The organism is Streptomyces sp. NPDC090106 (assembly GCF_044747265.1).
Taxonomy (GTDB): domain Bacteria; phylum Actinomycetota; class Actinomycetes; order Streptomycetales; family Streptomycetaceae; genus Streptomyces.
The window spans coordinates 164136-190980 of the sequence record NZ_JBIVDS010000011.1 but is presented as its reverse complement, the minus strand read 5'-3'; the positions used below and the strand labels follow the sequence as shown (position 1 = coordinate 190980).

Below are 26845 nucleotides of genomic sequence, written 5' to 3'. Positions count from 1 at the left end.
GTCCCCGTGCAGAGCCGACGCGACCACGTCCACGCCTACCAGTTCGCCACCGGGCGCCTCGCCGCCGCGCTGGTGACCGGCGAACCCGCCACCGGCGACCCCCCGGCCCGGCGCAGCGTCGTCGGCACCGCCATCGGGATCGTCCTCGCCCTGCTCGTCTGCGTCGGGTTCGGCGTGTACGGCCTGATCCGGCCCGGCGGCAACACCGCCTGGGCGAAGCCGAACGCCATCGTCGTGGAGAAGGACACCGGCACCCGCTTCCTCTACCTCGACGGTGTCCTGCACCCGGTCGCCAACTACTCCTCCGCGCTCCTCGGCGCCGCCGGATCCGCCACCGGGACGAAGGTGTACACCGTCTCCCGCGCCTCCCTGGCGGGCACGCCCCGCGGCGCCCAGATCGGCATCACCGGCGCCCCCGACTCCGTCCCCGCCGCCGCGTCCCTCCTCACCGGCGCCTGGTCACGCTGCCTGACGCCCGGTCAAGACGGCGGCGAGAGGCCGGACTTCGCGCCCGTGGCAGGCCGCTCGGCGAACGGCCGCCGCATCCTCGTCGCGGACGGCCACGGCACGTCGTACCTGCTCTGGAACGGCCGCCGCCACCGGCTGGAGGGCCGCGCGGCCCTCGTCGCGCTCGAACTGGACGGCCAGGACCCGCTTCCCGCCCCCGCCGCCTGGCTCACCGCCCTGCCCGAGGGCCCGGCCGTCACCGCCGCCGACATCCCCGGCCGCGGCGCCACCGGACCCCGTGTCGCCGGCCAACCCGCCCGCGTGGGGCAGGTGTTCACCACCGCCGCCGACGGCACCGGACCCGCCCAGTACTACGTCCTGCGCGCCGACGGACTCGCCCCGCTCACCCGCACCGAGTACCAGCTCCTCGCCGCCGCCTCCGGACAGGGCGCCGGCCGCCAGGTCACCCGCGCCGACGTCGCCGCCGCCCCCGGCTCCGCGGACCGCACCCTGCTGCACCGGCTCCCCGACTTCCTGTCCGGCCCCGTCGCCCACGCCGGCTCCCACGCCGGCTCCCACGCCGGCTCCGACGCCCGGACCGTCTGCCTGCGCCAGCGCGCCGAGGGCACGACGGTCCGCACCTCCCTCACCTGGCAGAAGCCGCCGACCGGGAACCCCGTACCGGTCGGCACCGGACTGCTCCTCACCGCCCTGCCCCTGCCGGCCACCGGCCTCCCCGGCACCACCTGGCTCGTCACCGAACTCGGCGTGAAGTACCCGATCACCGACACCGGAGTCCTGTCCGCCCTCGGCTACGGCAGCGGCCAGACACGGCCCGTCCCGCCCGCCGTCCTGGACCTCCTGCCCACCGGCCCCGCCCTGTCCAGGACCGCAGCCCTCCGGCCCGTCCCCGTCGTCGCCGCCCCCTCGCCCCGGGAGAGTGGCTGAGATGGCGTCAGGGGCCCTGCGGCTGACCGGCCGCCGTGCCGGGCACGCCCTGCTGGTCCATGTGCGCGGCGCCGCCGACCCGCAGGCGCTCGCCTTCGCCGAGGGCCTGCCCGAGGACCCCGAGCACCGACTCGTCGTCCTTGACCTCCCCACCGACCTCCCCGAGCCGTCCTGGCCCGCGCTCGCCGCGGTCCTCGGCCGCCACGAGGGCACCTTCCGGCTGGTCACCGGCCGCCGCCCCCGGGGCGGGGCGCTGCCGCTGGGCCAGTGGCTCGCCGACCGCCTCGACCGCACGGTCCTGATCGGCGACGGCGACGTGATCCCCGCCGCGGGCGGAGTCCTCTACATCCCCGGCGACGGCGGCGCGGGGGCCGACGGCGACGGCGACGGTGGCGGTGACGGCGGCGCGGGGTGGGTGCGGCTGCGGCCGGGGCGGTCGGCGGTCCCCGTCTCCCGCCGATTCCCCACCCCCCTATGGGAGTTCTCTGTCGCCGACCGCTCCTGGCGGACCAGCGAACGGGCCGTCGCCGACCCCCTCCCCAGCGGCGTGTGGCTGCGCCCCCGGGCCCGCGAGAGCGCGCTCACCGGCCATCGCCGACAGCTCCAGACCCGGCTGGCCTGCCGCCACGACCTGCTCACCGTCGTCCTCGGCTGCCCCGGAACACCCCGCCTCCCCCTCGACGACGTCTCCCGCTTGTGGGGCTCGCTCCTCCCCGGCGCCCGCTCCCAGGTGCGCTTCGTCCGGTACGGGCCGCTCGCCCTGCCCGGCGACGACACCGACGGCCAGGCCCTCGCCGACCGCCTCGACTCCCCGGTCGTCCTCTACAACGGCCTCCCCGTCGGCCGCGCCCTGTGGGAGACCCCGCGCACCCACACCGTCGACGAGGACGGCACCCTCGGCTGGGCCACCTGGGCACGCGAACTGCGCTACCTCCCGGCCCGGACGACCGGCGGCCGACCCACCGCCCCCACGGTCCTCAGTCACCGGCCCGTCCCCGTCGCGGCCCCCGAAATCGCCCCCGGCGTCTACCGGTTCACGGACGACGCGGTCCTGGAAGTGGTGCCGGGCGGACTGTGGGTACGCCCCGCGGCCGAGCCTCCTGAGGGGGCCGTCGCCGTCCGCTCGGCCACCGCCGACCCCCGGCACGTCCGTGTCGTCTACGGCACCGTCGCCCGCGCCGCCGACCGCATGCGCGACCTCGCCGAATCCCTCCTGACCCACCTCGACCCCCTCACCCGCGCCCTGACCTGCCTGGTCCCGGCCACCCACCTCACCGAGCCCCGGCCCGCCCCGACCCGGCCCGGCTTCCACACGGCCCTCCCCACGGAGGTCACGGCCCCGCCGCCGATGCCAACGGGGTTGGTGAGCAGTCCTGTTGTGCCCGCGGTGATCACGGGCACGGCTACGGCCGGTGCGGCGCCCGCGGGGGATACGGCGGCGGATACGGCTGGTTCGCCTGCGGGGGATACCGGGGCGGCTACGGCTAGTTCGCCTGCGGGGGATACCGGGGCGGCTACGGCTGGTTCGGCGCCTTGGGGAGTGACGGCGACGGCCGTGTCCGCGCCGACGACCCATTTGATGGACCATCACTGGCACGGTCCGGAAACGGACTTGGGATGCGTCACGCTCCCGAACCCGAACCCGAACCCGAACCCGGAGCCGGAGCCGGCCCCGAAGCCGGACCCGCACCCCAACCTGATCCCAAAGCGGGACCCGCACCCCAACCCGAACCCGAACCCGATCCTGATCCCGGACTCGGACCCGAACCCGATCCCGGACTCGGACCCGAAGCCGGACGCGGCCCCGAACCCGGCACGGAATCCGGGCCTGGCCCCTGCCCCGGAACCACAGCCCTCCACCCCCGATCTGCAGCCCTCCACCCCCGATCCGCAGCCCATCGCCCCCGCCGCCGCCCAGGCCCCCGAGCCACCCGCTCGCCCACCGATCCCCGCCTTCCGGCTGGTGTCCGCCCCCACACCCGCCCCGGCGCCCCCGCCCGCCCCCGCTCCGACACCCACACCCCCACCCCGACCTGCTTCTCCACTCCCACCCCCACCCGCGCCTCCACCCCCGGCCGCCGACACCGCCGTACCGCCCCGGCCAGGGGGCCCGCGTCCGCAGCCGGTGCCGAGCGCGGCGGCCTGTGCGCTGCCGCCCGCCAAGGGGATCGCCCGGGAACGGGAGTGGCTGCGGAGCGCGTTCCGGCAGCAGTACAACGACGGCGCCGGTACGGTCGCCCGCGTCCTGTCGCAGTCACCGGGGCTGCGCGGCACCGGCGGCGCCTCCACCGAGGACGTCCTCACCGACCTGGTCGCGGCCCGCCTCTATCTGCGCGGCGAGGGCGACCTCCTCGACCACGCGGTCCGCGGCGCGACCGCCGGCCCGCACGTGCCGCTGGCCCGCTGTGTCACCGCCGGACTGCGCCGCCTGCCCTCCTACCGGGGCGCGACGGTGCTCCGCGCCCGGCTCGACGACGCCGAACGGGCCTGGTACGCCGGGCGCCGCCTGGTCACCGAGTGGGCGTTCTGCTGGGCGCTGACCTCGGCCGCGGCCCTCCCCGGCGACGTCGACTTCGTCATCTGGTCCATGACCGCGCGCCGGACCGCGCTGCTCGACCCGGAACCGGCCGACCGGGTCCTCTTCCTGCCCGGGACCAGCTTCAAGGTCCTCGCCACCCGCGAGGGCGAGCGCCCCGCCGTGCTGCTGCGCGAGCTGTCCGCCTCGGAGATCGGCCCGGACGGCCGTGTCGAGGCGGGCCGGACGCCGGTCGACGACCTGGCCCTGTCCGGCCTGGAGAAGGCCCACCAGGCCTGGCGGACCGCCGAGGAGGGAGCCGCCGAGGGCAGGCGGGCGCCCGCGCCTCCCGACACCGTCGCACACCGCTTCGGCGCACCCCCGGGCCTGCTCACCGCCCCCGAACACCCCTGACGTTCCAACACACTTGGCCGCTTCCCTCCCCGAATCGAGGACGACTCATGAGCCGGCAGGTCTTGCTGGTCTCCCAGGACGGCTCCGCGCCGCACCGCACGATCGGCGCGGCCCTGTCCGCGGCGGCCGACGGGGCGCTCATCACCATCTCGCCGGGCACCTACCGGGAGTCGCTGGTGGTCGACCGGGTCGTGACCCTGGCCGCGGGGGCCGACGGGGTGGTGATCGACGGGGCGGGTGACAGCGCCGTCGTCGTCGACGCCGAGGCGGTCCGGCTCTCCGGTCTCACCCTGACGGGCGGCGGCGAGCAGACCCCGGTGGTGGAGGTCCGCCGGGGCGAGGCTGCCCTGGAGGCGTGCGCGGTCTCCGGCGACGAAGCCTGGGCGGCCGTGCTCGCCTGGCACCAGGGCACCCTCATCGCCCGCTCCTGCCGGGTGCGCGGCCCGGGCGGCGCCGGCATCGTGGTGACCTCGTCGGGCCAGAACGTCGTCGAGGGCACCACCGTCGAGCAGACCCGCTCCTCGGCGGTCGTCGTCACCGAACGCGGCCGTCTGACGGTACGGCAGTGCCGCCTCGTCGATCCCGGCGGCAACGGCGTCTGCGTCAACGGGCAGGCGCACGGCACCGTCGAGGACACCGCCGTCACCGGCAGCGGCCAACCCGCCCTCGTGGCCGAGCAGAACGGCCGCCTGGACCTCCTGCGGGTGACGGTCTCCGGCAGCGCGGGGCTCGACGCCTACCTGACCAGCGGCGCCGAAACCACCCTGACCGACTGTGCGTTCACCGGCTCGGGCGGCGAGTCCGTGCTCGTCGCGGGCGGCGCCGCACCCGTGCTGCGCGGCTGCACCCTGTCCGGCGCCGCCCGGGGAGCGGTGCGGATCACGGAGGCGTCGGCCCCGCGCCTGGAGGACTGCGCCGTCGACGGCACGCCGCTCGGCGTCCTGGCCGACGGCGGCAGCCGGCCCGTCCTGCGCGGCCTCACCGTCCGCGGCACCGACCGGGGCGTGCTGGCCGGTGACGGGGCCGTCGTGGAGGGCGACCGGCTGACGGTGAACGCGGGCAGCACTGGCGTCCTGGCCGGACGCGGCGCCGTGCTCACCCTGCGCGAGTCGGAGATCTCCACCGAACGCCCGGGCGCGGCCTTGGAGTTGACGGAGGGTGCCACCGGGCGGCTGCACGAGCTGCGGCTGCGCGCCGCCGACGGCCCGGCACTCGCCCTGACCGGGGCGAGCGCCCTGGCCGAGTCCTGTGTCCTCACCGCCTCCGGCGCGGTCGTCGGCGCGGACGCCGGGCTGGAGCTGAAGGACACCGAGATCGGCGGCTCCGACACCGACGGGCTGCGGGTGTCCGGGGGCGGCCGGCTCACCGCGCTGGGCTGCCGGGTGCACGGCGCGCGCGGCCACGGCGTGCATCTCCAGGCCACCTCCCGGGCCGAGTTGGAGCACTGCGTCGTCTCCGACAACGCCGGGGACGGCATCCGCGTGAACACCGAGGAACCGGTCCGCGTCCAGAGCTGCGAGCTCCGCGACAACGGCGGCCGGGCCCTGCACCGCATGCGCTCCGGCGCCCGCCTCACCGTCGTCGACGTCACCGGCGCGGACGCCCCGGACGACCCGCACCCCGACCGTCAAGGCCCGACGCCCCAGGACGGCGCCGCCCGCCCGGACCCCGCCCCCACGACGCCTGGCGGTCCGTCCGGACAGCCGTCGCCCACCGCCCGGCACACCGGCACAGGACCGCTCGCCGAGATGGACGCCCTGGTCGGCCTGGACAGCGTCAAGCAGGAGGTCACCGGCCTCATCAACCTCAACCGCATGACCCGGCTGCGGGAGGAGATGGGCCTGCCCATGCCTCCGATGAGCCGCCACCTGGTCTTCGCGGGCCCGCCGGGCACCGGCAAGACCACGGTCGCCCGGCTCTACGGCGCCGTCCTCGCCGAACTCGGAATCCTCAGCCAGGGCCACATCGTCGAGGTGTCCCGCGCCGACCTGGTGGCCCAGATCATCGGCGGCACCGCCATCAAGACCACCGAGGTCGTCAACCGGGCCCTCGGCGGCGTCCTGTTCATCGACGAGGCGTACACCCTGACCAACCAGTCCAAGGGCACCGGCCCGGACTTCGGTCAGGAGGCCGTCGAGACGCTGATGAAGCTGATGGAGGACCACCGCGACGAGATCGTCGTCATCGTCGCCGGATACAGCGCCCAGATGGACCAGTTCCTCGCCTCCAACCCGGGGATGGCGTCCCGGTTCTCGCGGACGGTGGAGTTCCCCAACTACACGGTCGACGAACTGGTCACCATCGTGCGGGGGTTGTGCGGCAAGCACTACTACGAACTGACCGAGGACGCCTTCGACGCGGTCGCCCGCTACTTCGAACGCATCCCGAAGGGCCCCACGTTCGGCAACGGCCGCGTGGCTCGCCAGCTCTTCGAGACGATGATCAGCAAGCAGGCGTCCCGTCTCGCCCTGTCCGCCCCGGACAGCAACGCCGAGCTGAGCCGGCTCACCGAGGCCGACGTGGAGACGGTCCCCGACCCGGCGCCCACCCCGACGGACACCACGGGACCGGCCCCCGAGGGCACCCCGCCAGCCGACCTCACCAGCCCCGCGCTGGCCCGTATCGCCACGCTCATCGGCCTCGACGACGTCCGGCGCGCCCTCGGGACACGCCTCGCGGAACTGGTGGCGACGGCTCAACGGACCCCGGCGCCGCCCGGCACGGCCAACCTGGTGCTCGTCGGCCCCGAGGGCAGCGGCCGGGACGCGGTCGCCGTCCTCTACGCCAAGTCCCTGGCCGAACTGGGCGTTTCACGGACCGGTACGGTCCACCGGGTCCCCCTGTCGGCGGTGCCGTCCCGCTGGCCGGGCCAGCCCGAGGCATACCTCTCCCACCTCCTCGACGAGGCGTCGGGCGGACTGCTGCTGGCCGAGCTGGACCCGTGGTTCGCGCAGCGGACCCCGGACGAACGCGCGGCGGTCGTCACGGCGTTCACCGAGGCGGCACCCCGCCACCCGGACGTGGTGCTCGCCCTCTCCGCCGACCAGGCCCTCCTCTCCACGCTCCTCGACGGGCCCACCGGCACACGGCTCGCCGGGCTGTTCACCGAGCGCCTCGACTTCCGGCCCTACCTGCCCGAGGAGTTGGCGCGCCTCACGGTCCGCCGTCTGCTCACCCTGGGCCTCGAACCGGCGGACGGCACGCTGGAGGCCCTCACGGACCACTTCACCGCCGTACCCGCCCCCCGGGGTGCCTTCGACGCACACCTCACCGCGGACCGACTCGCCGACGCGGCCGTCTCCGCGACCGTGGGCCCGGCCGAAGTCCGCACCGACCGGCGGGAGTCGGAGGCCGAGCGGCCCGGAACGCCGGCACTCGCCTGACGACGCGATCCGGACCCTCGGGTCACGGGGGCAGGGGGTGTGTCACAGCGGGCAGGAAGGACGGCTGCCGCTGTCGGCCCGTCGAACGGGTGTGAAGGATGGGTTCTGGCCGAATGCGAGATCCACCGAAAGGAACAGATATGGCTTCCTCGATCGAATCGGTATCAGTTGAGGGAATGCAGCTTTCCGGGAACGTGCACCTCCAGACGGCGGAACACGTCCGGACGTCCTACCAGCGGATGGTGAGCCTCACCGAGCGGGCGGAGGCCGGCTGGCAGGGAGAGGCGGGCGCGGCGTTCAAGGCGGCGCTCGACTCGTGGATGTCGAACTACGCGATCGTGGCGGGTGTCCTCGACGACATGCACAGCCGCATGGGCCAGAACCTCGTCATGGTGTCCGGTACGCACGAGGCGACCACCAGCGCCGCCCGACAGGTCGGCGCCGTGACGGCCGAGCCGGTCGGACTCATCGGTTTCTGACGACCCACCCCACCGCACGGCAAAGGAGCAGCAGCATGCCGACGTATGTCATCGACTGGCAGGCGTTCAACGAGGTCATCGAGCAATTGGGCATTCTCCAGCAGGAGATCGACTCGCTGAACACCGAATTCACCTCGGGCAACAGCTCGGCCCTCAGCGAATGGACCAGCGAGGCCAAGGACGCCTTCGAGACCCGCAGGGTGGACTGGACCAACGCGGCCACCGCCATGCATGGACAGGCCGCCGCAGTGCAGAAGGCTGCGGACGACTGCCGTGAGGAATATCAGGCGGCACGGGCCTACGGCGTCAGACTCTGGAGCAAGTAGCCATGGCAGAGGTTCCGACGACGCCCGTGGAGCCGTCCTCTTCGGACCCCGACGGAACGGCGCAGGCATGGGATCCGACCAGCGTGCACCGTCCGGCCACCGTGACGGGACCGGTCACCGGAGGGACCCCGGATCCGCCCCCCGTACCCAAGGGCGGCGGCGGATCAGGCAACGAGGTCGTCAGCACGGCCTCGCTCGACCTGTTCGCCCGGAACATCGAGAAGCTCGTCCCCACGGTCATCGCCGCCCGGGACAGCATGCGCGCCGGTTCCGCAACCGTCGCCCAGCCGGGGGCCTTCTACGACGCCTACCAGCTGCGCTCCCAGACCTCGGGCCCCAACGGCGGCGGCGGTCTCCAGGAGCGCTACTACAAGACCCTGGCCGACCTCGCCGAAGGGCTCGCGGACATCAGCCGCGGAGCCCAGCTGATGAGCAAGAAGTACACCAGCACGGAAGAGCTCAACAAGATGAAGACGAGCGACCTGGACGAGTTGCTCGCCTCCGCGACAGCGGACTTCCAGCGCCTGGCGGAGGACAGCGGTGCCACCGTCTCCACTCCGAGCGGATCCGGCACCGGCTCCACAGGCGGTACGAACAACGGCGGCGGCACCAAGTAGCCCGCCCGCGACGATCCCCCACGGACCGCTCCGCCGCCGGCGGTACCGGACACCCCGGTGCCGCCGGTAGCCGTGCGGTCCCGCAGCGACTCAGGAGAGCGAGCGCCGGACGATGCCCGACTACAACGCGAACGGGTTCTCGCAGGACGACAGCGGGATCTACGGCGACCCCAGCGTCCAGGGCTCCCCGGCCGACTACGACAGCTGGGACTGGAAGCAGATCATGGCCGCCATCACCGGCGGCTCCAATCTGACCCCGGGCGCAGGCGGCGAGTCCCGGGCGTCCGGCGTGGCCGACCCCCAGACCCTGGTCGCCGCCGCCAACCAGTTCCAGCAGGTCCAGCAGGTCCTCGCCATGGTCGCCACCAGTCTCGACGCCCAGGCCAAGGCCCTCGCGAGCGGCAAGGGCGCCCCCTGGCAGGGCGCCGCCGCCGACGCCTTCGCCGACACCATGACGACGTTCTCCCGGCAGGTCGCCTCCAACGCCGAGGCCCTCGCGGGCGGGACCACGGGCAGCTCCGTCGGCCAGAACCTCGTCTGGAGCGCCAACGCCCTCACCGTCGCCCAGGCCAACATCCACGCCATCGACACCTGGTACGCCAACCAGGCCATCAGCCTCGGCGTCCAGCCCATGGCGAACGGGCTCATCCCGATCAGCCAGCGGCCCGACATCGTCGAGATGATGACCAACGACATGCGCGCCCAGCTGAAGCAACTGGCCTCCAACTACGCCCAGGTGAGCCAGACCCTCGGCCGCGTCCAGCCGAAACCGGTGACGTCCCCGGTCAACGACCCCGGCTCCACGGGCGGCAACGGCGGAAGCGGTGGAAGTGGCGGAGGCAGCGGAGGGAGCGGCGGCAGCGGCAACCAGCTCAACACCCCGGACACCTCGGAGCTCAACACCGGCGGCGGAACCGGCGGCACGGGCGGTACGGCGGACCCGTACACCAGCGAGCTCGCCGCACCGGACGTGAGCGGCACCGGAGGAACCGGCGGCACGGGCACCGGCCTGACCACCCCCGAACTGGCAAGCCTCGACGACGGCACGGGCGGTACGGGCGGCACGGCGAGCCCCTACACGAGCACGCTCAGCTCCCCGGACCTGGCGACGGGCACGGGAACGGGGACGGGGACGGGGACGGGGTCAACACTCGGCACGGGCACGGGCGGCACGGCGGACCCGTACACGAGCACGCTCGCCTCCCCGGACCTGGCCGGCACCGGAAGCGCCGGCTCGACCGCCTCGCCGTACACGGGCACACTCGACCCCGGCCTGGACGCGGTCCTCAACCCGGCTACAGGAACGACGAGTTCGACAGCAGCCACCCCCACCGCGCTGCCACTCACCTCCCTGGCCTCCCTCCCCGCCGGCTCCCTGGGGTCCACGGGCGGCCTGGGCACGACGGGAACCACCGGTTCGACCGGTACCGGCCAGAGCCTGACCGAACTCCCCGAGTCCTGGACCGGCGGCACATCCCTGACCGGCCTCCCCGCGTCCACGTCCACAGCCCTCCCGGACACCACGGCGACGGGCCTGCCGGCCACCGGAACGTCCGTCACCCCCAGCGCGCTCCCCGCCTCCAGCCTCGTCTCCACCCCCGGGCTGACCGACGCGACCAGCTCGTCGGGGTTGCCGATGATGCCCATGATGCCGGGCACGGGTGCCGCCGGGGCGGGCGCGGGTACGGGCGGCGCGGAACGCCCGGACGCGGCAGGCCTGTTGGGCGGCGAGGGAGTCGTACCGTGGACAGGCACGGGAGCGGCTTCCCTGGACGAGACGATGCCGGTCGCGGGCGTGGCGAGCGGCGGCGCGGGCCTGACCGGCACGGACGGCCTGACGTCCCTGACCCCGGCGGCGTCGGGAACGACGACGAGCGCGTCTGGCATGTCGGGCCTGCCGATGATGCCCATGATGCCGGGTGCGGGAGCCGCGGGGGCCGGCGCGGGCACGGGCGGCGCGGAACGCCCGGACGCGGCGGGCCTGTTGGGCGGCGAGGGCGTCGTACCGTGGTCGGACGACTCGACGACCTCGGCATCGGAGGAGGCGCCCACGGCAGGCGCACAGGCGGGCGGCGCGGCGCTGACGGGTGCGGGTGCGAGCACGGACGGGGGAGTGCCCTTCCTCCCGATGATGCCGGGCATGGGCCAGTCGGGCACGGGCGCAAGCACGGCCAGCGCCGAACGCCCGGACGCGGCCGGCCTGCTGGAAACGGGCGACACCGCATGGATCCCGGAAGCGGACGAGGCCGCCACCGCCGCCCCGACCGCGGGCGCGACACCGGGCGCAGCGGCCTTGCAAGGCGCGACCGCGACCGATGAGCAGGCCGCCACAGCCGCAGCCACAGCCGCCACCGCCTTCGCGGCTGGCCCCACCTCCGCCTTCCGGCAACCCGAACGCGCCAGAAGAGAGCGGGAGTCGACCTCAGGGGAGCCACAGGCACCGGCGGCGACCGCCGCCCCGGCCGCTCAGGCGGACTCACCCGACGACCGGGTCCCGTTGGTCACTCCGGCGGGGGAGGACGAGGGCGAGGACATCTCGGCGTGGAGCGTCGCCGCCGCAGGCTTCACCCCGCTGCTGTTCGGCCTGGCGGGACGCGGCGCCGCGCACCGGACCACCGACGAGCACGACACCTCCCGCTACACCGTCGCCGCCCCGGCGATCTGGGACGAGGAGGAAGGCGAAACGGCACACCGCGCAGAGCAGACAGTGGCTCCGCCACCATTCACCCCCACAACTCAGGCCGCGACGGCGGAAGTCGACGAGGGCGGCCCGGAACTGACCACATGGCGCCCCTCCCAACGCCCCGCCCCGGCCGCGGCGACCCTCGCCACCGACCTCGGCGACCAACCGGCCCGCTCCGGCGACGCCGGGGACCCCCCACCGGCCGACCCCACCGGCCGGCCGGCCGACCAGGAGGACCCGGAGGGCGAGGACGAGGACGAGGAGGGGAGCAGCGCCCTCGACCTGCTGCGCCAGGACGCGTCGACCTGGGGAGGCACCCGCTCCCGGGAGATCCCGGACTCCATCGGCTGACGTACGGAAGGGCACCGGCACGGTCACCAAGGGCATCGATCGGACCTCGCCTTGAGCTACGCACGGTAACAAGATCATGATCCGGTCGACACCCCTCCGGAAGCGCCGGTTCCCCCACCGGTACCCGGCACCTCCCTGTCCGCCAGGAGCCCTCGTGCGACCCCCGTCGACCCCACCAGAGATCTCCCCCGAACAGGCCCTCGAACAGTACGAGTTGCACCGCGCGTACTGCCGTCAGTGCGAGGTCGACGCGGCACCCTGCCGTGCCGCCAAGCACCTGAGACGCGCCTACAACAACGCCCTCAGATCAGCCGAAGCGCCCCGCCCCGGTGGCAGATCAGGCGGACTCACTGCCTGACCGGGCACACGCCCCACCGATCCGCACCATCGCTCCTCCAGCTCTCCCATGATCGGCTGGACGGTCGCCCGGCCCAGCCCCTCCCCGCCTCCCCCGACGGACGGGACGGGGCCGGCGACCGCTCCAACCCCACCTGGAACCGTCGAGGAGTGTGTGTGTCCATCCGGAACCGGGTCATCGCGGGCGGCGTTGTCGCCGTGGTGGCCGTCGCGTTGGGCGGTGTGTCGCTGGCATTGGCCGATGTCCCGACCGACGGCCAGGAGATCACCGGCCAGATGACGTACTACAACGACAGCGGCTACGGAGCCTGCGGCGAGGTGCTGGACGCCTCCCGCGAAGACCTGGTCGCGGTCTCCCACGAGTGGTGGACGTCGTCGAACCCGAACAACGACCCCCTGTGCGACGGGGTGGAGGTGGAGGTCTCCTACAACGGGAAGACGATCACGGTCCCGGTCAAGGACATGTGCCCGTCCTGCGACGCGGGTCATCTCGACCTGAGCCAGACGGCGTTCGAGCAGCTCGCCCCGCTGGAGAAGGGCCTGGTCAAGAACATCACCTGGAAGTTCGTCACCGCCAACGGCCAGCCCGTCCCGACGGCTTCCCCCTCCGAGAGCGCAGGAGAGGCTCCGGTGGCAACGGGTTCAGCCTTCCCGACCCGTTACGCGGCCCCCTACATAGAGACCTGGAACTCCCCCTCGGTCCTGGCGCAGGCCCGTGAGGCGGGCCTGCGCTACGCCACCCTCGCGTTCGTCCTGGACGGAGGCGGCTGCACAGCCACGTTGAACGGCAACCAGCCCCTCTCCGACCAGGGCTGGCTGGCGGCGGTGCAGGAACTGCGGGCGGACGGCGGGGACGTGATCGCCTCCTTCGGCGGCGCCGCCGGCACCGAACTCGCCCAGGCCTGCACCACAGTGGACGCCCTCAAAACCCAGTACCGGACGGTCGTGGACACCTACGGCCTGACCCGCCTGGACTTCGACATCGAGGGCTCGGCGCTGGCGGACACGGCGGCCAACACCCGCCGCAACCAGGCCCTGGCAGCCCTCCAACAGGACATCCGGGACGCGGAAGGCCACCTCGACATCCAGTTCACCCTCCCCTCCGGCACCGACGGCCTCCAGGCAGACGGCCTGACCATGCTCCACAGCGCCCAGCAGGCAGGCGTGGACGTGTCCCTGGTCAACATCATGACCATGGACTACGGCAGCCAGATCCAGGACATGGGCCAGGCAGCCATCGACGCCGCCACCGCCCTGCACACCCAACTCGCCTCCATCTGGACCACGCTGGGCGACGCCGAGCTGTGGGCCATGCAGGGCAACACCCCCATGATCGGCGTCAACGACACCCCAGAAGAGACCTTCACCCTCGACGACGCCACCCGCCTCACCGACTTCGCCATCGACAAGGGAATCCAGCAACTCGCCTACTGGGCCATCGGCAGAGACACACCCTGCACCACCACCGGCCAACTCTCCGAAACCTGCAGCGGCACCCCACAACAACCCCACGCCTACCTCACCACCTTCAACAAGACCACCACCACCGCACCCGGAACCCGTACGGCCGTCGTCACCCAGCCGGTCACGGGGCCGACGACCGGCGAGGTCACTCCGTCGCCCTCGCCGAGCACGGCGAAGCCGGAGACCACGGCCGCCGCCGGCGGCGGACGCAGCGGCATCGACCTGTCAATCTGGCAGCTCCAGGAACCGGTCGGCTCCCAGGGCTCCCCGAGGACGATCAGCGCCTCCCAGCTCCAGAGCGGCTATGAGGACGACTACTTCTACACCGCCACCGACGGCGCCCTGACCTTCTGGTCACCGGAAGCGGGCGTCACCACGCCCAACTCCAAGTACCCGCGCTCGGAGCTGCGGGAGATGAACCAGGACGGCGGCAGCGCCAACTGGTCCCTGTCGGGCACGCACCGCATGAACGCCACCCTGCGCGTGGACTCGGTGACCTCCAACGTGTGCGTGGGCCAGATCCACCTGGGCGAGGGCGGCGGCTCCACGAAGCCCCTGCTGGAGCTGTACTACCGCTCCAACGGCGACATCGTGCTGGGCACCGAGAACTCGCCCGCGGGCGGCCAGACCCTGCATGACGTGGGCAACGTCCCGGTCGGCCAGAAGTGGAGCTACACGATCGGCGTCTCCGGCGGCGACACCATCGACCTCACCGTGAACGGCAGCACCACGCACTACCCGATCGTCGACTCCTTCAAGTCCTACAAGCAGTACTTCAAGGCGGGCGCCTACAACCAGTCGGCCTCGAACAGCTCCACGAAGGGCGCCAGAGTCTCGTTCTACGCCCTGGACGTGACGCACTCCTGACCTTTGCGCATCGCGGGCGTCCAGTCCTTCTGGTGCCCGGTGCGTGAGTGGTCCGGGTCGGGCTACTCAGGTGGGGTTGAGTAGGTGGGCAGATGCCCGGCATCTGCCCACGCGGCGAGTATCTATCCATCGGCACAAGGAAGTTGGGCCGATCGGAAGCACCACTCACTACCGCTGCTCACTACCGCTACGGAGATTGCCATGTCCCGACGTATCGCCCTGTTCGTGTCCGCCGGTGTCGTCGTCCTGGGCGGTGCGGGTGCCTTCGCGTTCGCCTACGCCGGTGAGCAGCCGCCGTCGCTGGAGAAGAGCACCGCGCGCTACACGGCTCCGGCCGGGGACGGTGCCGGTTCGCTGACGTTCTCCACCGACGTCACGGCGTCCTCCAGGGTGAAGAGCGTGAAGGTGCTGGCCTGGCCGGCCGACTCCTCCCTGAGCGAGAAGAAGCTGACGGCGAAGGACATGGCCGCGGCCGAGTCGGCGACCTGCGCCCCGGCTGGGGACGACACCGTGCACTGCACCTACAAGGTCGCTGTCACCGGCTCCGAGGCCTCCCCGCAGGGTGCCTGGCACGTCGCCGTCCTGGCCACCGCGAAGAACGGCACCACCACCCTGGACACCACCGCGGCCGACTTCACGGTCCGCTAGTCCGCTAGCAGCCGAGCGCCCGCACCCGCCGCCCGCTGAGGCCTCGGGAACCCGCCCGAGGCCAACCCCAAGCCGACCAGACAGACAGACGCCAAGGAGCCAGCCCCCATGTCCCCCGTCCCCACCCCGCCGGCCGCCCCCGCCACCCAGGGAGCTCACGTGCCCACCGGCCGGCCCGGCGCCGCGTCCGGCCGACGCCGGTTGCCGGCCGTGCTGGCGGTGCTGGTGACCGTCGCGCTGGCGGTCTCGGCATGGCACCCGAAGGACCCGACCACCTGGTTCCTGGAGACGGTCTGGGTGGTCCTGGGCCTCCCGCTCCTCATCCTCCTCCACAAGCGGTTCCCGCTCAGCAACTTGCTGTACTGCCTGCTCGCCGTGCACGCCCTGGTGCTGATGACCGGCGGGCACTACACCTACGCCGAAGTGCCCGCGGGCGACTGGGTCCGCGACTGGCTCGGCCTGTCCCGCAACCCCTACGACCGCCTCGGCCATCTCGTGCAGGGCTTCGTCCCGGCGATCCTGGTCCGTGAACTCCTCATCCGCACCTCGCCCCTGCGCGGCAGCCGTTGGCTCGCCCCGCTCACCGTCTGCGCCTGCCTCGCCTTCAGCGCGGTCTTCGAGATGCTGGAGTGGCTCTCCGCGGTCATCGGCGGCGACGCCGCAGACGCCTTCCTGGGCACCCAGGGCGATGTCTGGGACACCCAATGGGACATGTTCTGCTGCCTCATCGGCGCCACCCTCTCCCTCCTGCTCCTCTCCCGCCTCCACAACCGCGCCCTGACCCGCCTCACACCGGCCTGACCCGAGACCCGCCGGAGGGGATCCGGAGCACAACTCAGCAGGTGGACAAAGGACTTGGCCTGCTTCAGGATCTGCTGGTGACCGACGACGATCTGATCCTGGCCGTGCGGGAGAAGGTGGCCGACCGGGGCCTGCCCGAGCCGGCCTCTCCAGCCGATGTGCGCGCAGTGGAGCAGCTGGTAGGACACCCGATGCCCGAACTGTTACGGAGGCTCTACCTCGAAGTGTCCAACGGCGGCTTCGGGTCCTGGGACGCGGTGTCGTTGACGGACACCGGCGACTGGTTCAGCGACTGCGCGGACATCGCGGAGACATACCGGGACTTCTCCGAGCGCGACTGCCCTCTGCCTTCGGGAATCGTCCCGCTCATGGACCGAGGATGCGCGATGTGGACGCTGATCGACTTCAGGACGGCCGACGGACAGATATGGGACTGGGACCCCGCCAGCTGCTGCACGGACCATGCCCTGGCTCCCTTGGACCAGCCGCTGGCCCAATGGCTCGCCGACTGGCTGCGCGACACGGCCTCGGACAGCTCCTCCCCGCATCGCGAGCCGACCGGCAGGGACCGCACCGCCCACTGACGTGCCCACGCGTAGCCGAGAGACCAAGACCAGAGCCGCCAACTCGACGCTTCACCGCCGCCGGCTGCCCGTGGCTCCGATGCCCGCCACTCCGGAGGCGCCTTGCCTCCGGCAGCCCCAGGCACGCTATAGTGGATCAAGAGCCGGTCACCGCAACTGCGGCCGACTGGTACTGCGTTGGTGGTCCAAGGAAAGACGCCCCGCTTCCTGCGGGGAAATGCAGGTGCAAGGCCTGCCCGGCGCTCAGATGGAAGGTCCGTCCGCACACAGTGCGGACGGACCTTTCTCATTGCCCCACGAATCTCATTGCCTCACGACGGCGAGGCGGCCCAGGTCGGCCCCTCCAACGACTGCCCCCTCCGCCATTCCCCCTCGTCCCGGCGCAGGTGAGGCCCCGCTACGGCCAAAGCCTCACGGAGAGTCATACATTCCGGGGTTGCCTGCCCCTCGCCTCCCGGTGCCGCACCCGTCCCGCGCCGCCGGGCCCGCCCGGCGCCCGCATCCGCTGAAAATCCGGGTCAGTTGACCTCTTTTCTCTTAAACTTTGCCCGAGTTGCGATGATCTATACCGCCTATAGGCTTTTGCGTGTCCACCTGTTCTAGGAGCTGATCCCCATGGGCATGGAACACACACTGCCGACCGAGACGGCTGACCTCGCTCTCCAGGTAGAGGGCCTCGTCGACGCCCCCGAGCCGGACGGTGTCCACCACGACAGCGCTGAATGCGCCGCTCTGCTGGTCATCGCAGGCGCGGGCGGGCTGCTGCTGTCGACCCCGACTCCCCGCCCCAAGAAGTCCGGCTGAACCGAGGGGATCCGCATTGGCTGAGCAGGCCCAGGAGGCCGCGCCCCTGAACACTGCGATCGCCGAAGCGGCCCACGGGGTCACCCTCGCCCTGCGCGAGGGTGGCCCCTACGCCCTGTCCCGCGTCCTGCGCCCGGAGGACCCGCTGACCCCGGCGGCGGTCCGCATCCTCGGCGCGGACGTCCTGCTGCCCTACGCGGCCGGACGACCGGAACAGCGCGACCCGGCCGACGAGACGGTCGTACGGCGGTCCCTGACCGCCTATCCGCCCAGTGCGGGCTCCGCCGTGTCCGCGTGGAGCCATCACGGACTGACCGAAGCGGCACGGCAGTTGCTGCCCGCCGCCTGGCCCGCCTCCGGTGAGCCCGACAAGGGCTGGACCGAGGCCGAACCTTGGCCACGTCTGGCCCACCAGGTGTCCCAACTGGCAGCCCTCGCCGTCCCGGGCCTCGCCGTAGACCTGGAGGAACGGCTCGCCCCACGCGTCGTCGACCTCTCCCGCGGCTTCGTCCGCGCCGTCCGCCGCCGCGACTGGCTCCAGGCCGCCGGTCTCGGCCGCTGGCTGGCCCGCCTCCCCGATGTCCCCGACACCCTCGGCCTCGACGCAGGCCTCGCTTTCGTCGGCAACTGGGGCGCCGCGGACCCCCGCGTCGTCCTCCATGTCGTCGCCGCCGACCGCCTGTTCGGACGCGGCCGATGACCGTCGCGGGGGACACGACGGCCCAGGACACCACCCCTCTCGACCCCGAACTGCTCGACGAGGTCGCCCGGCAGGCCGTCGACTGGCTCGTGCGGGCCCGGGACTCCTTCCGGCTGCCCGACGACGCCGTCACCGACGCCGACCGCGACCGCACCTGGAAGCCGCTGGGCGAACTCGCCGAACTGAGCGGGTACATCGCCGTCGCCCACCCCCGCGCGGACATCCGGGAGACCGCGCGGTCACTCCTGGACTTCGCCTGGCAGGAGACCGCGCGCGGCGAACTCTTCGCGGAACTCATGCACCGCGAGCCGTACGCCACCTACCCGGTCGAACTGTACGGCGCCTTCGCCCGCGCCGGCCTGCGGCACCCCCGCGCCGACGCCCTCGCCGGCGTCACCACACGGCTGCGCACCCGGGCCGTTCCCCGGGACGCACCCACCCGCACCCTGGGCGTCCTGCGGGCCGAGCAGCGCATCGGGCTCACCCCGCACGGCGACCTCGACACCGAACTCGCCCGCACCTGGCTCGGATCGCTCCCCGAACCCTGGGCACTGGAACGCCGCACGGCGTACGGCCTGACCCACGACGTCTTCCACGTCACCGACTGGGGCCGCGCCCGCGCCGACATGGCCCCGCGCACGGCCGACTACCTGCGGCTGTGGCTTCCGGCCTGGCTGGAGTGCTGGCTGGCGGAGGAGGAATGGGACCTGGCCGGGGAACTCCTCGCCGTCGCCGCCTGTCTGCCGACCGCCGCCCGCCACGGCACCGCCTGGGAACGGCTCGCCGCCGCCCAGAGCACCGACGGGAGCATCCCGGAGAACGGCACGCTGCCACAGGACCTCTTCCGGACCTGCTACCACTCGACCCTGGTCGCGGCGTTCGCGGCCACCCTGGCACTCGCGGACGGGAATCCTCGATGACGACTGCCACGACTGCCTCCCCGGCCGTGCTGCACCACGTCGGCGAGCGGGCGCTGGACTGGCTCGATGCCCAGCGCGACCACTTCCGCCTGACCGACCACGACCGGGCCACCAACCTCGCCCTGGGCGAGCGGCTGAAGCCGATCGGCGAACTCGGCATCAACATGCGGGTGTTGTTCCGCGAGGGCCTCGCCGGCTCCCGCCAGCGCGAACGGGGCGGCGCCCTGCTGGACTTCGCCTGGCGTGAACTCCTCGACGGCGGCGCCCTCCTCGCCGACATCCAGCGCAGCGAGCCGCTCTCCCCGGTGCCGATGGAGGTCTACGCACCCTTCTACGAGTGCGGCTACCGCAACCTCGCGCTGGAGGAAGCCCTGGCGGTGCCCCGGCGGCTACGGAGCTGGGCCGCGCTGGAGGTGCTGCCCAACCGGCAGATGGCGCTGCGCGCGGCCGAACGCAGGATCGGCCTCACGGAGGGCGGCGACGTGCGCGAGAACCTGGCACGCACCTGGCTGGGCCAACTGCCTGAACCCTGGACCCTCCAGATGGACACCGCCTACAACCTCACCCATACCGTCTTCCACCTCAGCAACTGGGGCGAGGCACCCAGCCGTATCCCCTCCCACGTCTCCGACTACCTCACCCAATGGCTACCGGCCTGGATCGACGAGTGGGCACAGCGCGAGCACTGGGACCTATTGGGTGAACTCCTCGTAGTGGACGCCTGTCTGCCCACCCCCGCCCTCGACGCGGACATCTGGGAGCGCTTCGCCGCCGCGCAGGCCCCTTCCGGAGCCATGCCCATCCAGTACGGCATGCCCGAGGGCGATCCCGGCGATGTCTTCGACCTCGTCCACCACCCCACCCTCGTAGCCGCCTTCGCCTCCGCGATGGCCACCTCCCGGGCGCTGAGCTGAGTGACCCGCACCGCTGACCGCCTCCGGGAGGCCATCACCAGGATCGACGCACCCGACGTCGTCCTGGCCGTCTCCCGCAACGGGGAACGCACCATGGTCTGCGGAGGCCGAGCCGACCGCCCCGACGACGTCCGACTGGGCCTGCGCTACGAACTCGGCTCACTGACGAAGACGTTCACGGGACTCCTGCTGGCGGAACTGACGGAGCACGGCGTAGTAACCCTCAACGACCCGGTGACCCGATACGTATCGCCCCGAGCCGAACAGGCGCACCACACCGGGATCACCCTCCACCACCTGGTCACGCACACCTCGGGCCTGCCAAGGCTCCCGCCCGAACTACTGCCCAGCGCAGTTCTGTTCCCTCGAAGAAACCCCTACACGGCTTACGGAACAGCCCAGTTGCTGAAGGCGTTCACCCGCACACGAGCACGGAGGAAGCCGGGCACGGCCTGGCGCTACTCCAACTTCGGAGCGGCGCTGCTCGGACAGGTGCTGGCCCGGGCGACCGGAACGCCCTACCTGGACCTGCTCAGGGCACGAGTCCTGGAGCCGCTGGGCCTCAAAGCAAGCACGGCGAAGCCGGAAGAGACCCCCGGCGACGCCGTGGGCCACGACCGGGACGGCACCACACAGGTGCGGGTCACATCAATGGGAGCCTTCGCGCCGGCCGCCTCCGTACGCACCACACCGGGGGACCTGCTCACGTACCTGGAGGCCCATCTCCGCCCCGGCAGCGGAACGTTGGGCGCCGCGCTGCGACACGCCAGCACCCCACAACTGCGCCACGGACGAGGGCTGCGGGAGACCCACACACTCACCTGGTTCCAACACCCGGCCACACAAGGCCCCGTCCTCTTCCACCCCGGAGCAACCTTCGGACAGCAAGCCTTCGCCGCACTCCACCCGGCATCCGGCACGGCCCTGGTCGCCCTCGCGACCCAGCACTTCCGCACCTGCCACCTCGTACCGGTCGCCTACGACCTCCTGCACGAACTGGCAGACGACACGGACCGCCAACTGGCCTGACTCCGCACTGCCTTGAGGCGCCAAGACACCAGGACGCGGCCTGCCCCGCGCCGGCGCCGTCACGTCATGGAAGGAGTCGCCGATCCACTCACAGCATCCCCCGCCTCTTCGCTGAATGCCAGAATTCCATGCACCTCGCGCAGTGGATGGACATTCTTCCTTCGTTTCGCAAAGAGATCCAACAATCCATACCCGGCGACCAGTACGACCTCGTTCCCCTCGTACGATTCCAGGTTGATCACCGCAGCCTCAAGCAGCCCGACCTCGTCGGCGAGCAGGGGAATGTCATGAAAGCCCTGGATCGCAGCCAGCCCGACCCGCGCAAAGAGTGAGGGCACGAGAGCGGCTCCGCTGGCGTCGGCGACGGTGTCGCTTTCTGCATCGCTCAGATGTGAAATCTGCGCATGGGCATGGTCGAGAACCTCGACAAGGCTGACTATTTCCTGAAGCGTAATTGCAATCACGTCAGGAGTGGCTGCTGTCAGGGCGACTTCAACCTTGCCGCGGTGACGTCGGCGCATCGGTGTGCTCCCGGAAGGAACTGTGACGGGGATGCCTGCTCGCTCCTTGCTTTCCGGCGCCGCGACTCTGCTGCCGAGACGCAGGATTCAAGGGGTGCCGGAATCCTAGCGCAAGCGCTTTCCCGCTTGATCGATCTTGATCGTCACTTGCGTCAATCTTTCCTTTTTCTTTGTTCAAGCATCGCTGGCGGGTTCTGCGGGGTTCTGCGGGGTCCTGTGCGTGCCGCTGCTCATGGGGAGTGAAGACGGAAATGCGGCAATCAGTCTCTGAGCTGGGAGTCGCTGGAAGGTTTCGCTTCCCGTGACGAAGATTCGCCCGTTCGGCGTTTTGCCCTGGCGTCCCTGATTTCTTTGACGGAACCGGCCGTGATGGCGACGCCCAGGGCTACCTCACCCCCGCCCAGAAGCGCAGGACACCCGGAATCCTCAAGCCTGCCGATTCCGCTGGAGACCATGAACGGCACGAAGAACAGCAGAAAACTCAACCGATAATTTTGCATGGTCCGATTTACCTCAAGAATGCGGGATCCTGGCAGGTATGATTTAGTCAATGTGGCGTGAAGCAAGGTAAAGTTGATTACGGCTGCCCCTGGGGGAGAGGGGAGGGCTTTTCGGCCTTGTCGTAGGTAGAGGGGCGAAACGATCAGGGGTTCCGCGTAAGTGATTGCTCGGGTATTTCGTGTGATGCCAGCTGATCCTGTACTCGGCCTCGCTGCTTCTTCCTTTCCCGGTAGGGCTGCGGGACGCACGAGGATATCCCTGTCCCGGCAGAGTCAAGCAAGTAGGAATTTCTCCCTGCCTGCCCGCAGGGTTGATTCGATTCCGGATTCGGGCTCTACTCTTCCAGTAGCTCGTCAAGAGTGTCAGCCAAATCCGGCGGCTCGATGACGCGTCCTCCGGTGACCGCCGTACGGACCGCTTCGGCCAGGGCCGGGGGTGAGACGCTCTTCGTCGGATAGCCCGACCCGCCCGTATCGAGGGCGCGGCGGACATGGTCGTGCCGGTTCATGGCCGTGAGCACCGCCGCGCGGCGGGACGGAACCTGGCTGGACAACGCGCTCGCCAGTGCGATCCCGTCCATGCCCGGAAGGTCGATGCCGATGAGTGCGGCGTTCGGACACACGTGTTCTGCGGGATCCAGAGCCTCGACCCGCGTCGGCGACCTGACGTACGACCCCGATGCCGAACTCGCCGCCGAGGAGAGCGGTCGGCCCGGCGGCATCGCCTGCGTGTCCTCCACGACGAGCACTTTGATCATGAAATCAATGCTGGGGTCCTCGTCAGGCGATCGCATTGCGTGAATCCGGCAGTCCTCACCACTGAGGTCTGCATGATCCCGGCAACCATTGTCAGCGGCAACTCCGTTGCGCACACCCACGACAGACAGGCAACGTGTGCTGCCGTTGGCGTCTTCGTAAGGACGGTGCCTCCCCCGGTCATTCGTCCGCTGCAAACCTGTAGGAGTTCAGGAGGCGGCCTGCCAAGGTAATGGTCGGCTGACCTCTTCGGGATCAGCCATCGAAGCGGTTCCAGTCGATCGGCAGGTCGGCCGGCGGATCCAGGGTGCTTCGGTGAGCTGCTTGACCTGGGTGCGGTGAGTTTGGAAGTCAGGGCGACGTAGTCGGCGCTCAAGGAGGCCTCGAAGAGGGAGAACTGCGCAGGGGGAGTGGTGGGCGTGCCTGGTTGAGGAGTTCTCTGCTCAAGGGCGTCTCAAAGCGCAGTTCGCAGTCGATGAGGACACCATCGGAAGCGTCCGCTCGGCTCACTTCGGCGGTACCCAGGTACACGACTTCCCCGCCGACGCGGACCGCGATGTGGATCGGCCACGAGCCGTCGTTCACGTCCAGGGCGTTCCTATGAGCCGTTCCGTGACCGAGGCCGGTGCGGGCCCGATCAAGCGGACCTTGTCAGCGCTCCACACGCCCCTTTGGGTGGGTGTGTCACACGCTTCCGTGACGACCACTGTTCCGCTCGGACCTATGACGACACGGGCGCCTCCCACTGCGAAGTGCCGGGCCGGCGCCGATCTGCCGACGAGTACGGGCACGTGGTCCCGGTCGAACACCATCGCCGGATACGCAGCGGGAACCTGATCATTCATTCCCGCACCATCCTCGCGCGCTGCTGGCGTTCTCCTCCATGTCTTTCGGGGCACCGGCTCTGTCTCCTCATCGTCGTCGCCGACTGGCATCCGGGTGCTGTTCCAGCACGCGGGCGGAACGCTGCATTCCGTCGAGATCCAGTCCCTTCGGTCCCTTAACTGCACTTGTTGGAGACCGTTTTGGGTAATTATCGTCCGGATTGCGAGGGTCTGATGTCGGCGGCTTGGGCATCGGTCGGCCAAGCGGGGATCTTTCTCATCGACCGGTCGTAGAGAAGTTGGCCGCCGACGGACGTCCGACCCTCCAAGCAGGCAGGCCGCAACAGGGGCCGGATCCCGCGCCGCTCCTCGCGGTGGAACCGCACGAACTCGTACCGGAGCCGGCCCGCGTGACAAACCCGGTGGCGGCGGTGTCAGTCGTATGACCTATTCTTCGCTCACTCGCCACACGTGACGCACAGGCCCCCCCATGGGTACGGGGCCGCGCGCGTGGGCATCCGCATTCGTTCCGGGGGGTTCGAAAACCTAGTGCGCAAGCGCTCCCTCGCGGCCGCCACCACACTGGCGGTCCTCTTCAGTTCGGCGGCACTGGCCGTCACTCCGGCGTACGCCGACTCCGTCAAGCCCGTCACGGTCCTCGAGGACGCCACCGACATGGTGGTGGACGCCGTGCACGGCCGCGTCTTCATCAGCGACCGGTCCACGAACCAGATCGCCGTCACCGACCCCACCGGGGCCGTCATCGGCACCCTCACCGGCCTCCCCCAGGTCCGTGACCTCACCCTTAGCACCGAAGGCGGGACGCTCTACGCCGCGGTCTACGGCGCCGACAAGATCGTCGCCTTCGACACGGCGACGCTCGCACAGACCGCCGAGTACGCCACCGGCGACAAGACCATCCCCTCCCGGCTGGCCTACACGGACGGCAAGCTGTGGTTCGGCTACGGGGACCAGTGGGACTCTGGGCTCGGTGTGGTCGATCTGACCGCCCAGACCCCGACGGTCACCCTCGACCTGGCGGTGGGCCACGACTTCGCCACCCCGCCCGAGCTCTACGCCGACCCCGACAACCCGGGCACGCTCCTCGCTCTCGACTCCGGCATCAGCTCCGGGCCGATCGTCGTCTACGACATCTCCTCCGGCACCCCGGTGCTCAAGGTCACCGCTGACAAGGGCGGCTTCTACAAGGACGCCGCCCTCACCCCCGACGGGCAGAACGTCGTCGTCGCCGGACCCGGCACCCGGGCGCTCACCGAGTACCGTCTCTCTGACCTGGCCGAGGTGCGCACCTACCCCGTCCCCTCGCAGCCGGAGACGGTGTCCGTCGCTCCGGACGGCACGGTCGCGGCCACCGTCCTCGACACCGACGACATCGGTGACACCTACGTCTTCTCCACCGACGCGAGCAAGCCGGCCAGCGTGCGCAACCTGTCGCACGACTGGATGCCGTGGGGCGGCCACACCACCGAATGGTCGGCGGACGGCAGCAAGCTGCTCGTCATCACCGACACCTACTACACACCCCAGTTCCGGGTCGTCGACGAACCCCGCAAGTACGCGACGACGCTCACCGTGAACGCCCCGGCCTCCGCCGCGCGGGCCAAGACCCTGACGGTGACCGGCACGCTCACCGCCAACCTCGCTCTGCCCGCCGGCACCCCGGTCACGGTCACCCGCACCGACACGGAGTCGCCGGGCGGCAAGTCGCTGGGCACCAAGTCCCTCGCCGCGGGAGGCAAGTTCAGCTTCACGGACACCCCGCCGGCCGGCGGCAAGGTGAAGTACACGGTGACGTACGCGGGCGACGCCGAACACAACGGCGCCTCCACCGGCGACACCGTCGACGTCTCCCGGGCCACGCCGACGCTGACGCTGAACAACAACGGCAAGGTCTACTCGTACGGCCAGGACGTGAAGTTCACCGCGCACCTCGGCAGCACGTACAAGAACCGCAAGGTGGAGATCTGGGCCAACCCCTACGGCGCGGACAAGCCGAACAAGCTGGTGAAGACCGGCACCGTCAACTCCGCGGGGAACCTGTCCGTCGTCGTCGACCTCAAGCGCAAGACGGAGCTGACGGCGAAGTTCGCCGGGGACGCGCGCTACGCCCCGAAGTCCGTGCAGAGCACGGTCGGCGCCAAGGTGTCGATCTCCACGTCGGTCAGCGGCTCCTACAAGACGAAGTACACGTGGAACCACACGTATCTCTTCTTCCGCCAGTCCAAGGACCCGTTGGTCACCGCGAAGCTGCCGCCGTACCCCAACCGCAAGCAGAAGCTCCAGGTCCAGTACTGGTCGGGGACCAGCTGGATCACCACGTACGGCGACTACTTCAAGCTCGACTCCGCCGGCAAGTCCGCCGTCCAGCTGACCGGCACCCCGCCCAAGGGCATCCGCTTCCGGGTCCGCAACTCCTACATCAGCGGCTCGGGCGACAGCGTCAACACCACGACCTACGGCTCCTGGAAGTACTTCACCTTCACCAGCTGAGCATGAACGACCGACCTCGATAGTCGACGACACCGCCCAGGGCGCCCCCGCGGCGCCCTGGGCGCACTTCTCCCGCATTGCTGCGGAGCGGCGGAGGGAAGCCCGCGCCGCGAAGCGCACTGACGGCTGACTGCTTGCGGTCACACCGCAGTTCGCGATCCAACCAAACAAGAGCGACAGAGAGGGCGCGGCGGAAGAGCCTGCTGTGCCCCCTCAGCACGCTCCGCATACGGGCCGCCGACCGGCTCGGGCCGCTCGCTCCCTCGACGACTCAACCGCGCACCGCGCACCGAGCCTCGCGCACCGTGCACCGCGCCCCGGGTAGTGCTGCATCCTTTACGGCGGCGTACCGCGAGGATCAAGCTCTGTGCGTGGCCACGGCAACCCGAGTTCAAGCGCAGTGGGCGCGTTGTGGGAACGGGGCCGAAAACGGGGCATGGGAAAGCGAATGCTTATACGGGTGCGGAACCTCAAATGAATCT

19 protein-coding genes and 2 pseudogenes are annotated in these 26845 nt (G+C 71.1%); 18 read left to right on the top strand and 3 right to left on the bottom strand.

Annotation, left to right across the window (positions count from 1 at the left end):
• Positions 1-6 precede the first annotated feature (6 nt).
• The 17 genes and pseudogenes from eccB (at position 7) to ACIPSE_RS32445 (ending at position 21251) form a co-directional block, all read left to right on the top strand.
• The gene (eccB, locus tag ACIPSE_RS32525) at positions 7-1395 is read left to right on the top strand and encodes a type VII secretion protein EccB (protein WP_401669648.1); all 1389 of its coding nucleotides are present in this window, start codon (positions 7-9) and stop codon (positions 1393-1395) included.
• Between the two features lies 1 nt (position 1396).
• On the top strand, positions 1397-4324 hold the full coding sequence (locus ACIPSE_RS32520) for a hypothetical protein (RefSeq protein ID WP_401669646.1): 2928 nt from the start codon (positions 1397-1399) through the stop codon (positions 4322-4324).
• A 47-nt stretch (positions 4325-4371) separates the two neighbouring features.
• Complete coding sequence (locus ACIPSE_RS32515) at positions 4372-7707, top strand: right-handed parallel beta-helix repeat-containing protein (protein WP_401669644.1); 3336 nt, start codon at positions 4372-4374, stop codon at positions 7705-7707.
• A 98-nt stretch (positions 7708-7805) separates the two neighbouring features.
• Entirely contained in the window at positions 7806-8186 is a 381-nt protein-coding gene (locus tag ACIPSE_RS32510; RefSeq protein ID WP_401669642.1) for a WXG100 family type VII secretion target, read from the top strand.
• 35 nt (positions 8187-8221) lie between these two features.
• Positions 8222-8512, top strand: coding sequence for a hypothetical protein (locus ACIPSE_RS32505; RefSeq protein WP_401669640.1), 291 nt, complete (start codon positions 8222-8224; stop codon positions 8510-8512).
• 2 nt (positions 8513-8514) lie between these two features.
• Entirely contained in the window at positions 8515-9129 is a 615-nt protein-coding gene (locus ACIPSE_RS32500; RefSeq protein WP_401669638.1) for a hypothetical protein, read from the top strand.
• A 112-nt stretch (positions 9130-9241) separates the two neighbouring features.
• Positions 9242-12163, top strand: coding sequence for a WXG100 family type VII secretion target (locus ACIPSE_RS32495; protein ID WP_401669636.1), 2922 nt, complete (start codon positions 9242-9244; stop codon positions 12161-12163).
• Between the two features lie 237 nt (positions 12164-12400).
• A pseudogene (locus tag ACIPSE_RS32490) lies at positions 12401-13057 on the top strand (cysteine/serine endopeptidase inhibitor); the annotation flags it as partial.
• Positions 13058-14200: 1143 nt separating this feature from the next.
• Positions 14201-14851, top strand: a pseudogene (locus tag ACIPSE_RS32485) (polysaccharide lyase family 7 protein); the annotation flags it as partial.
• Between the two features lie 201 nt (positions 14852-15052).
• The gene (locus tag ACIPSE_RS32480) at positions 15053-15499 is read left to right on the top strand and encodes a DUF5707 domain-containing protein (protein ID WP_401669634.1); all 447 of its coding nucleotides are present in this window, start codon (positions 15053-15055) and stop codon (positions 15497-15499) included.
• 108 nt (positions 15500-15607) lie between these two features.
• Positions 15608-16300 (top strand): DUF2238 domain-containing protein, encoded by a 693-nt coding sequence (locus ACIPSE_RS32475; protein ID WP_401669631.1) that lies wholly within the window; start codon positions 15608-15610, stop codon positions 16298-16300.
• 41 nt (positions 16301-16341) lie between these two features.
• Complete coding sequence (locus tag ACIPSE_RS32470; RefSeq protein ID WP_401669628.1) at positions 16342-16884, top strand: SMI1/KNR4 family protein; 543 nt, start codon at positions 16342-16344, stop codon at positions 16882-16884.
• A gap of 615 nt (positions 16885-17499) precedes the next feature.
• The gene (locus ACIPSE_RS32465) at positions 17500-17688 is read left to right on the top strand and encodes a hypothetical protein (protein WP_401669626.1); all 189 of its coding nucleotides are present in this window, start codon (positions 17500-17502) and stop codon (positions 17686-17688) included.
• A gap of 16 nt (positions 17689-17704) precedes the next feature.
• On the top strand, positions 17705-18388 hold the full coding sequence (locus ACIPSE_RS32460; RefSeq protein WP_401669624.1) for a hypothetical protein: 684 nt from the start codon (positions 17705-17707) through the stop codon (positions 18386-18388).
• The gene (locus tag ACIPSE_RS32455) at positions 18385-19308 is read left to right on the top strand and encodes a DUF6895 family protein (protein ID WP_401669622.1); all 924 of its coding nucleotides are present in this window, start codon (positions 18385-18387) and stop codon (positions 19306-19308) included. The genes ACIPSE_RS32460 and ACIPSE_RS32455 overlap by 4 nt, the downstream gene beginning before the upstream one ends.
• Positions 19305-20222 (top strand): DUF6895 family protein, encoded by a 918-nt coding sequence (locus ACIPSE_RS32450; protein ID WP_401669619.1) that lies wholly within the window; start codon positions 19305-19307, stop codon positions 20220-20222. The genes ACIPSE_RS32455 and ACIPSE_RS32450 overlap by 4 nt, the downstream gene beginning before the upstream one ends.
• Positions 20223-21251, top strand: a complete 1029-nt coding sequence (locus ACIPSE_RS32445; RefSeq protein WP_401669617.1) for a serine hydrolase domain-containing protein — start codon at positions 20223-20225, stop codon at positions 21249-21251.
• Positions 21252-21310: 59 nt separating this feature from the next.
• Here the strand turns inward: ACIPSE_RS32445 and ACIPSE_RS32440 are convergent, their stop codons facing one another.
• The 3 genes from ACIPSE_RS32440 to ACIPSE_RS32430 form a co-directional block, all read right to left on the bottom strand.
• The gene (locus ACIPSE_RS32440) at positions 21311-21772 is read right to left on the bottom strand and encodes a hypothetical protein (RefSeq protein ID WP_401669614.1); all 462 of its coding nucleotides are present in this window, start codon (positions 21770-21772) and stop codon (positions 21311-21313) included.
• 260 nt (positions 21773-22032) lie between these two features.
• Complete coding sequence (locus ACIPSE_RS32435) at positions 22033-22257, bottom strand: hypothetical protein (protein ID WP_401669611.1); 225 nt, start codon at positions 22255-22257, stop codon at positions 22033-22035.
• Positions 22258-22607: 350 nt separating this feature from the next.
• Positions 22608-23030 (bottom strand): response regulator, encoded by a 423-nt coding sequence (locus tag ACIPSE_RS32430; RefSeq protein WP_401669608.1) that lies wholly within the window; start codon positions 23028-23030, stop codon positions 22608-22610.
• Between the two features lie 1371 nt (positions 23031-24401).
• On the opposite strand from ACIPSE_RS32430, the gene ACIPSE_RS32425 reads away from it, so the two are divergent.
• Positions 24402-26363, top strand: coding sequence for an Ig-like domain repeat protein (locus tag ACIPSE_RS32425; protein ID WP_401669606.1), 1962 nt, complete (start codon positions 24402-24404; stop codon positions 26361-26363).
• Positions 26364-26845 lie beyond the last annotated feature (482 nt).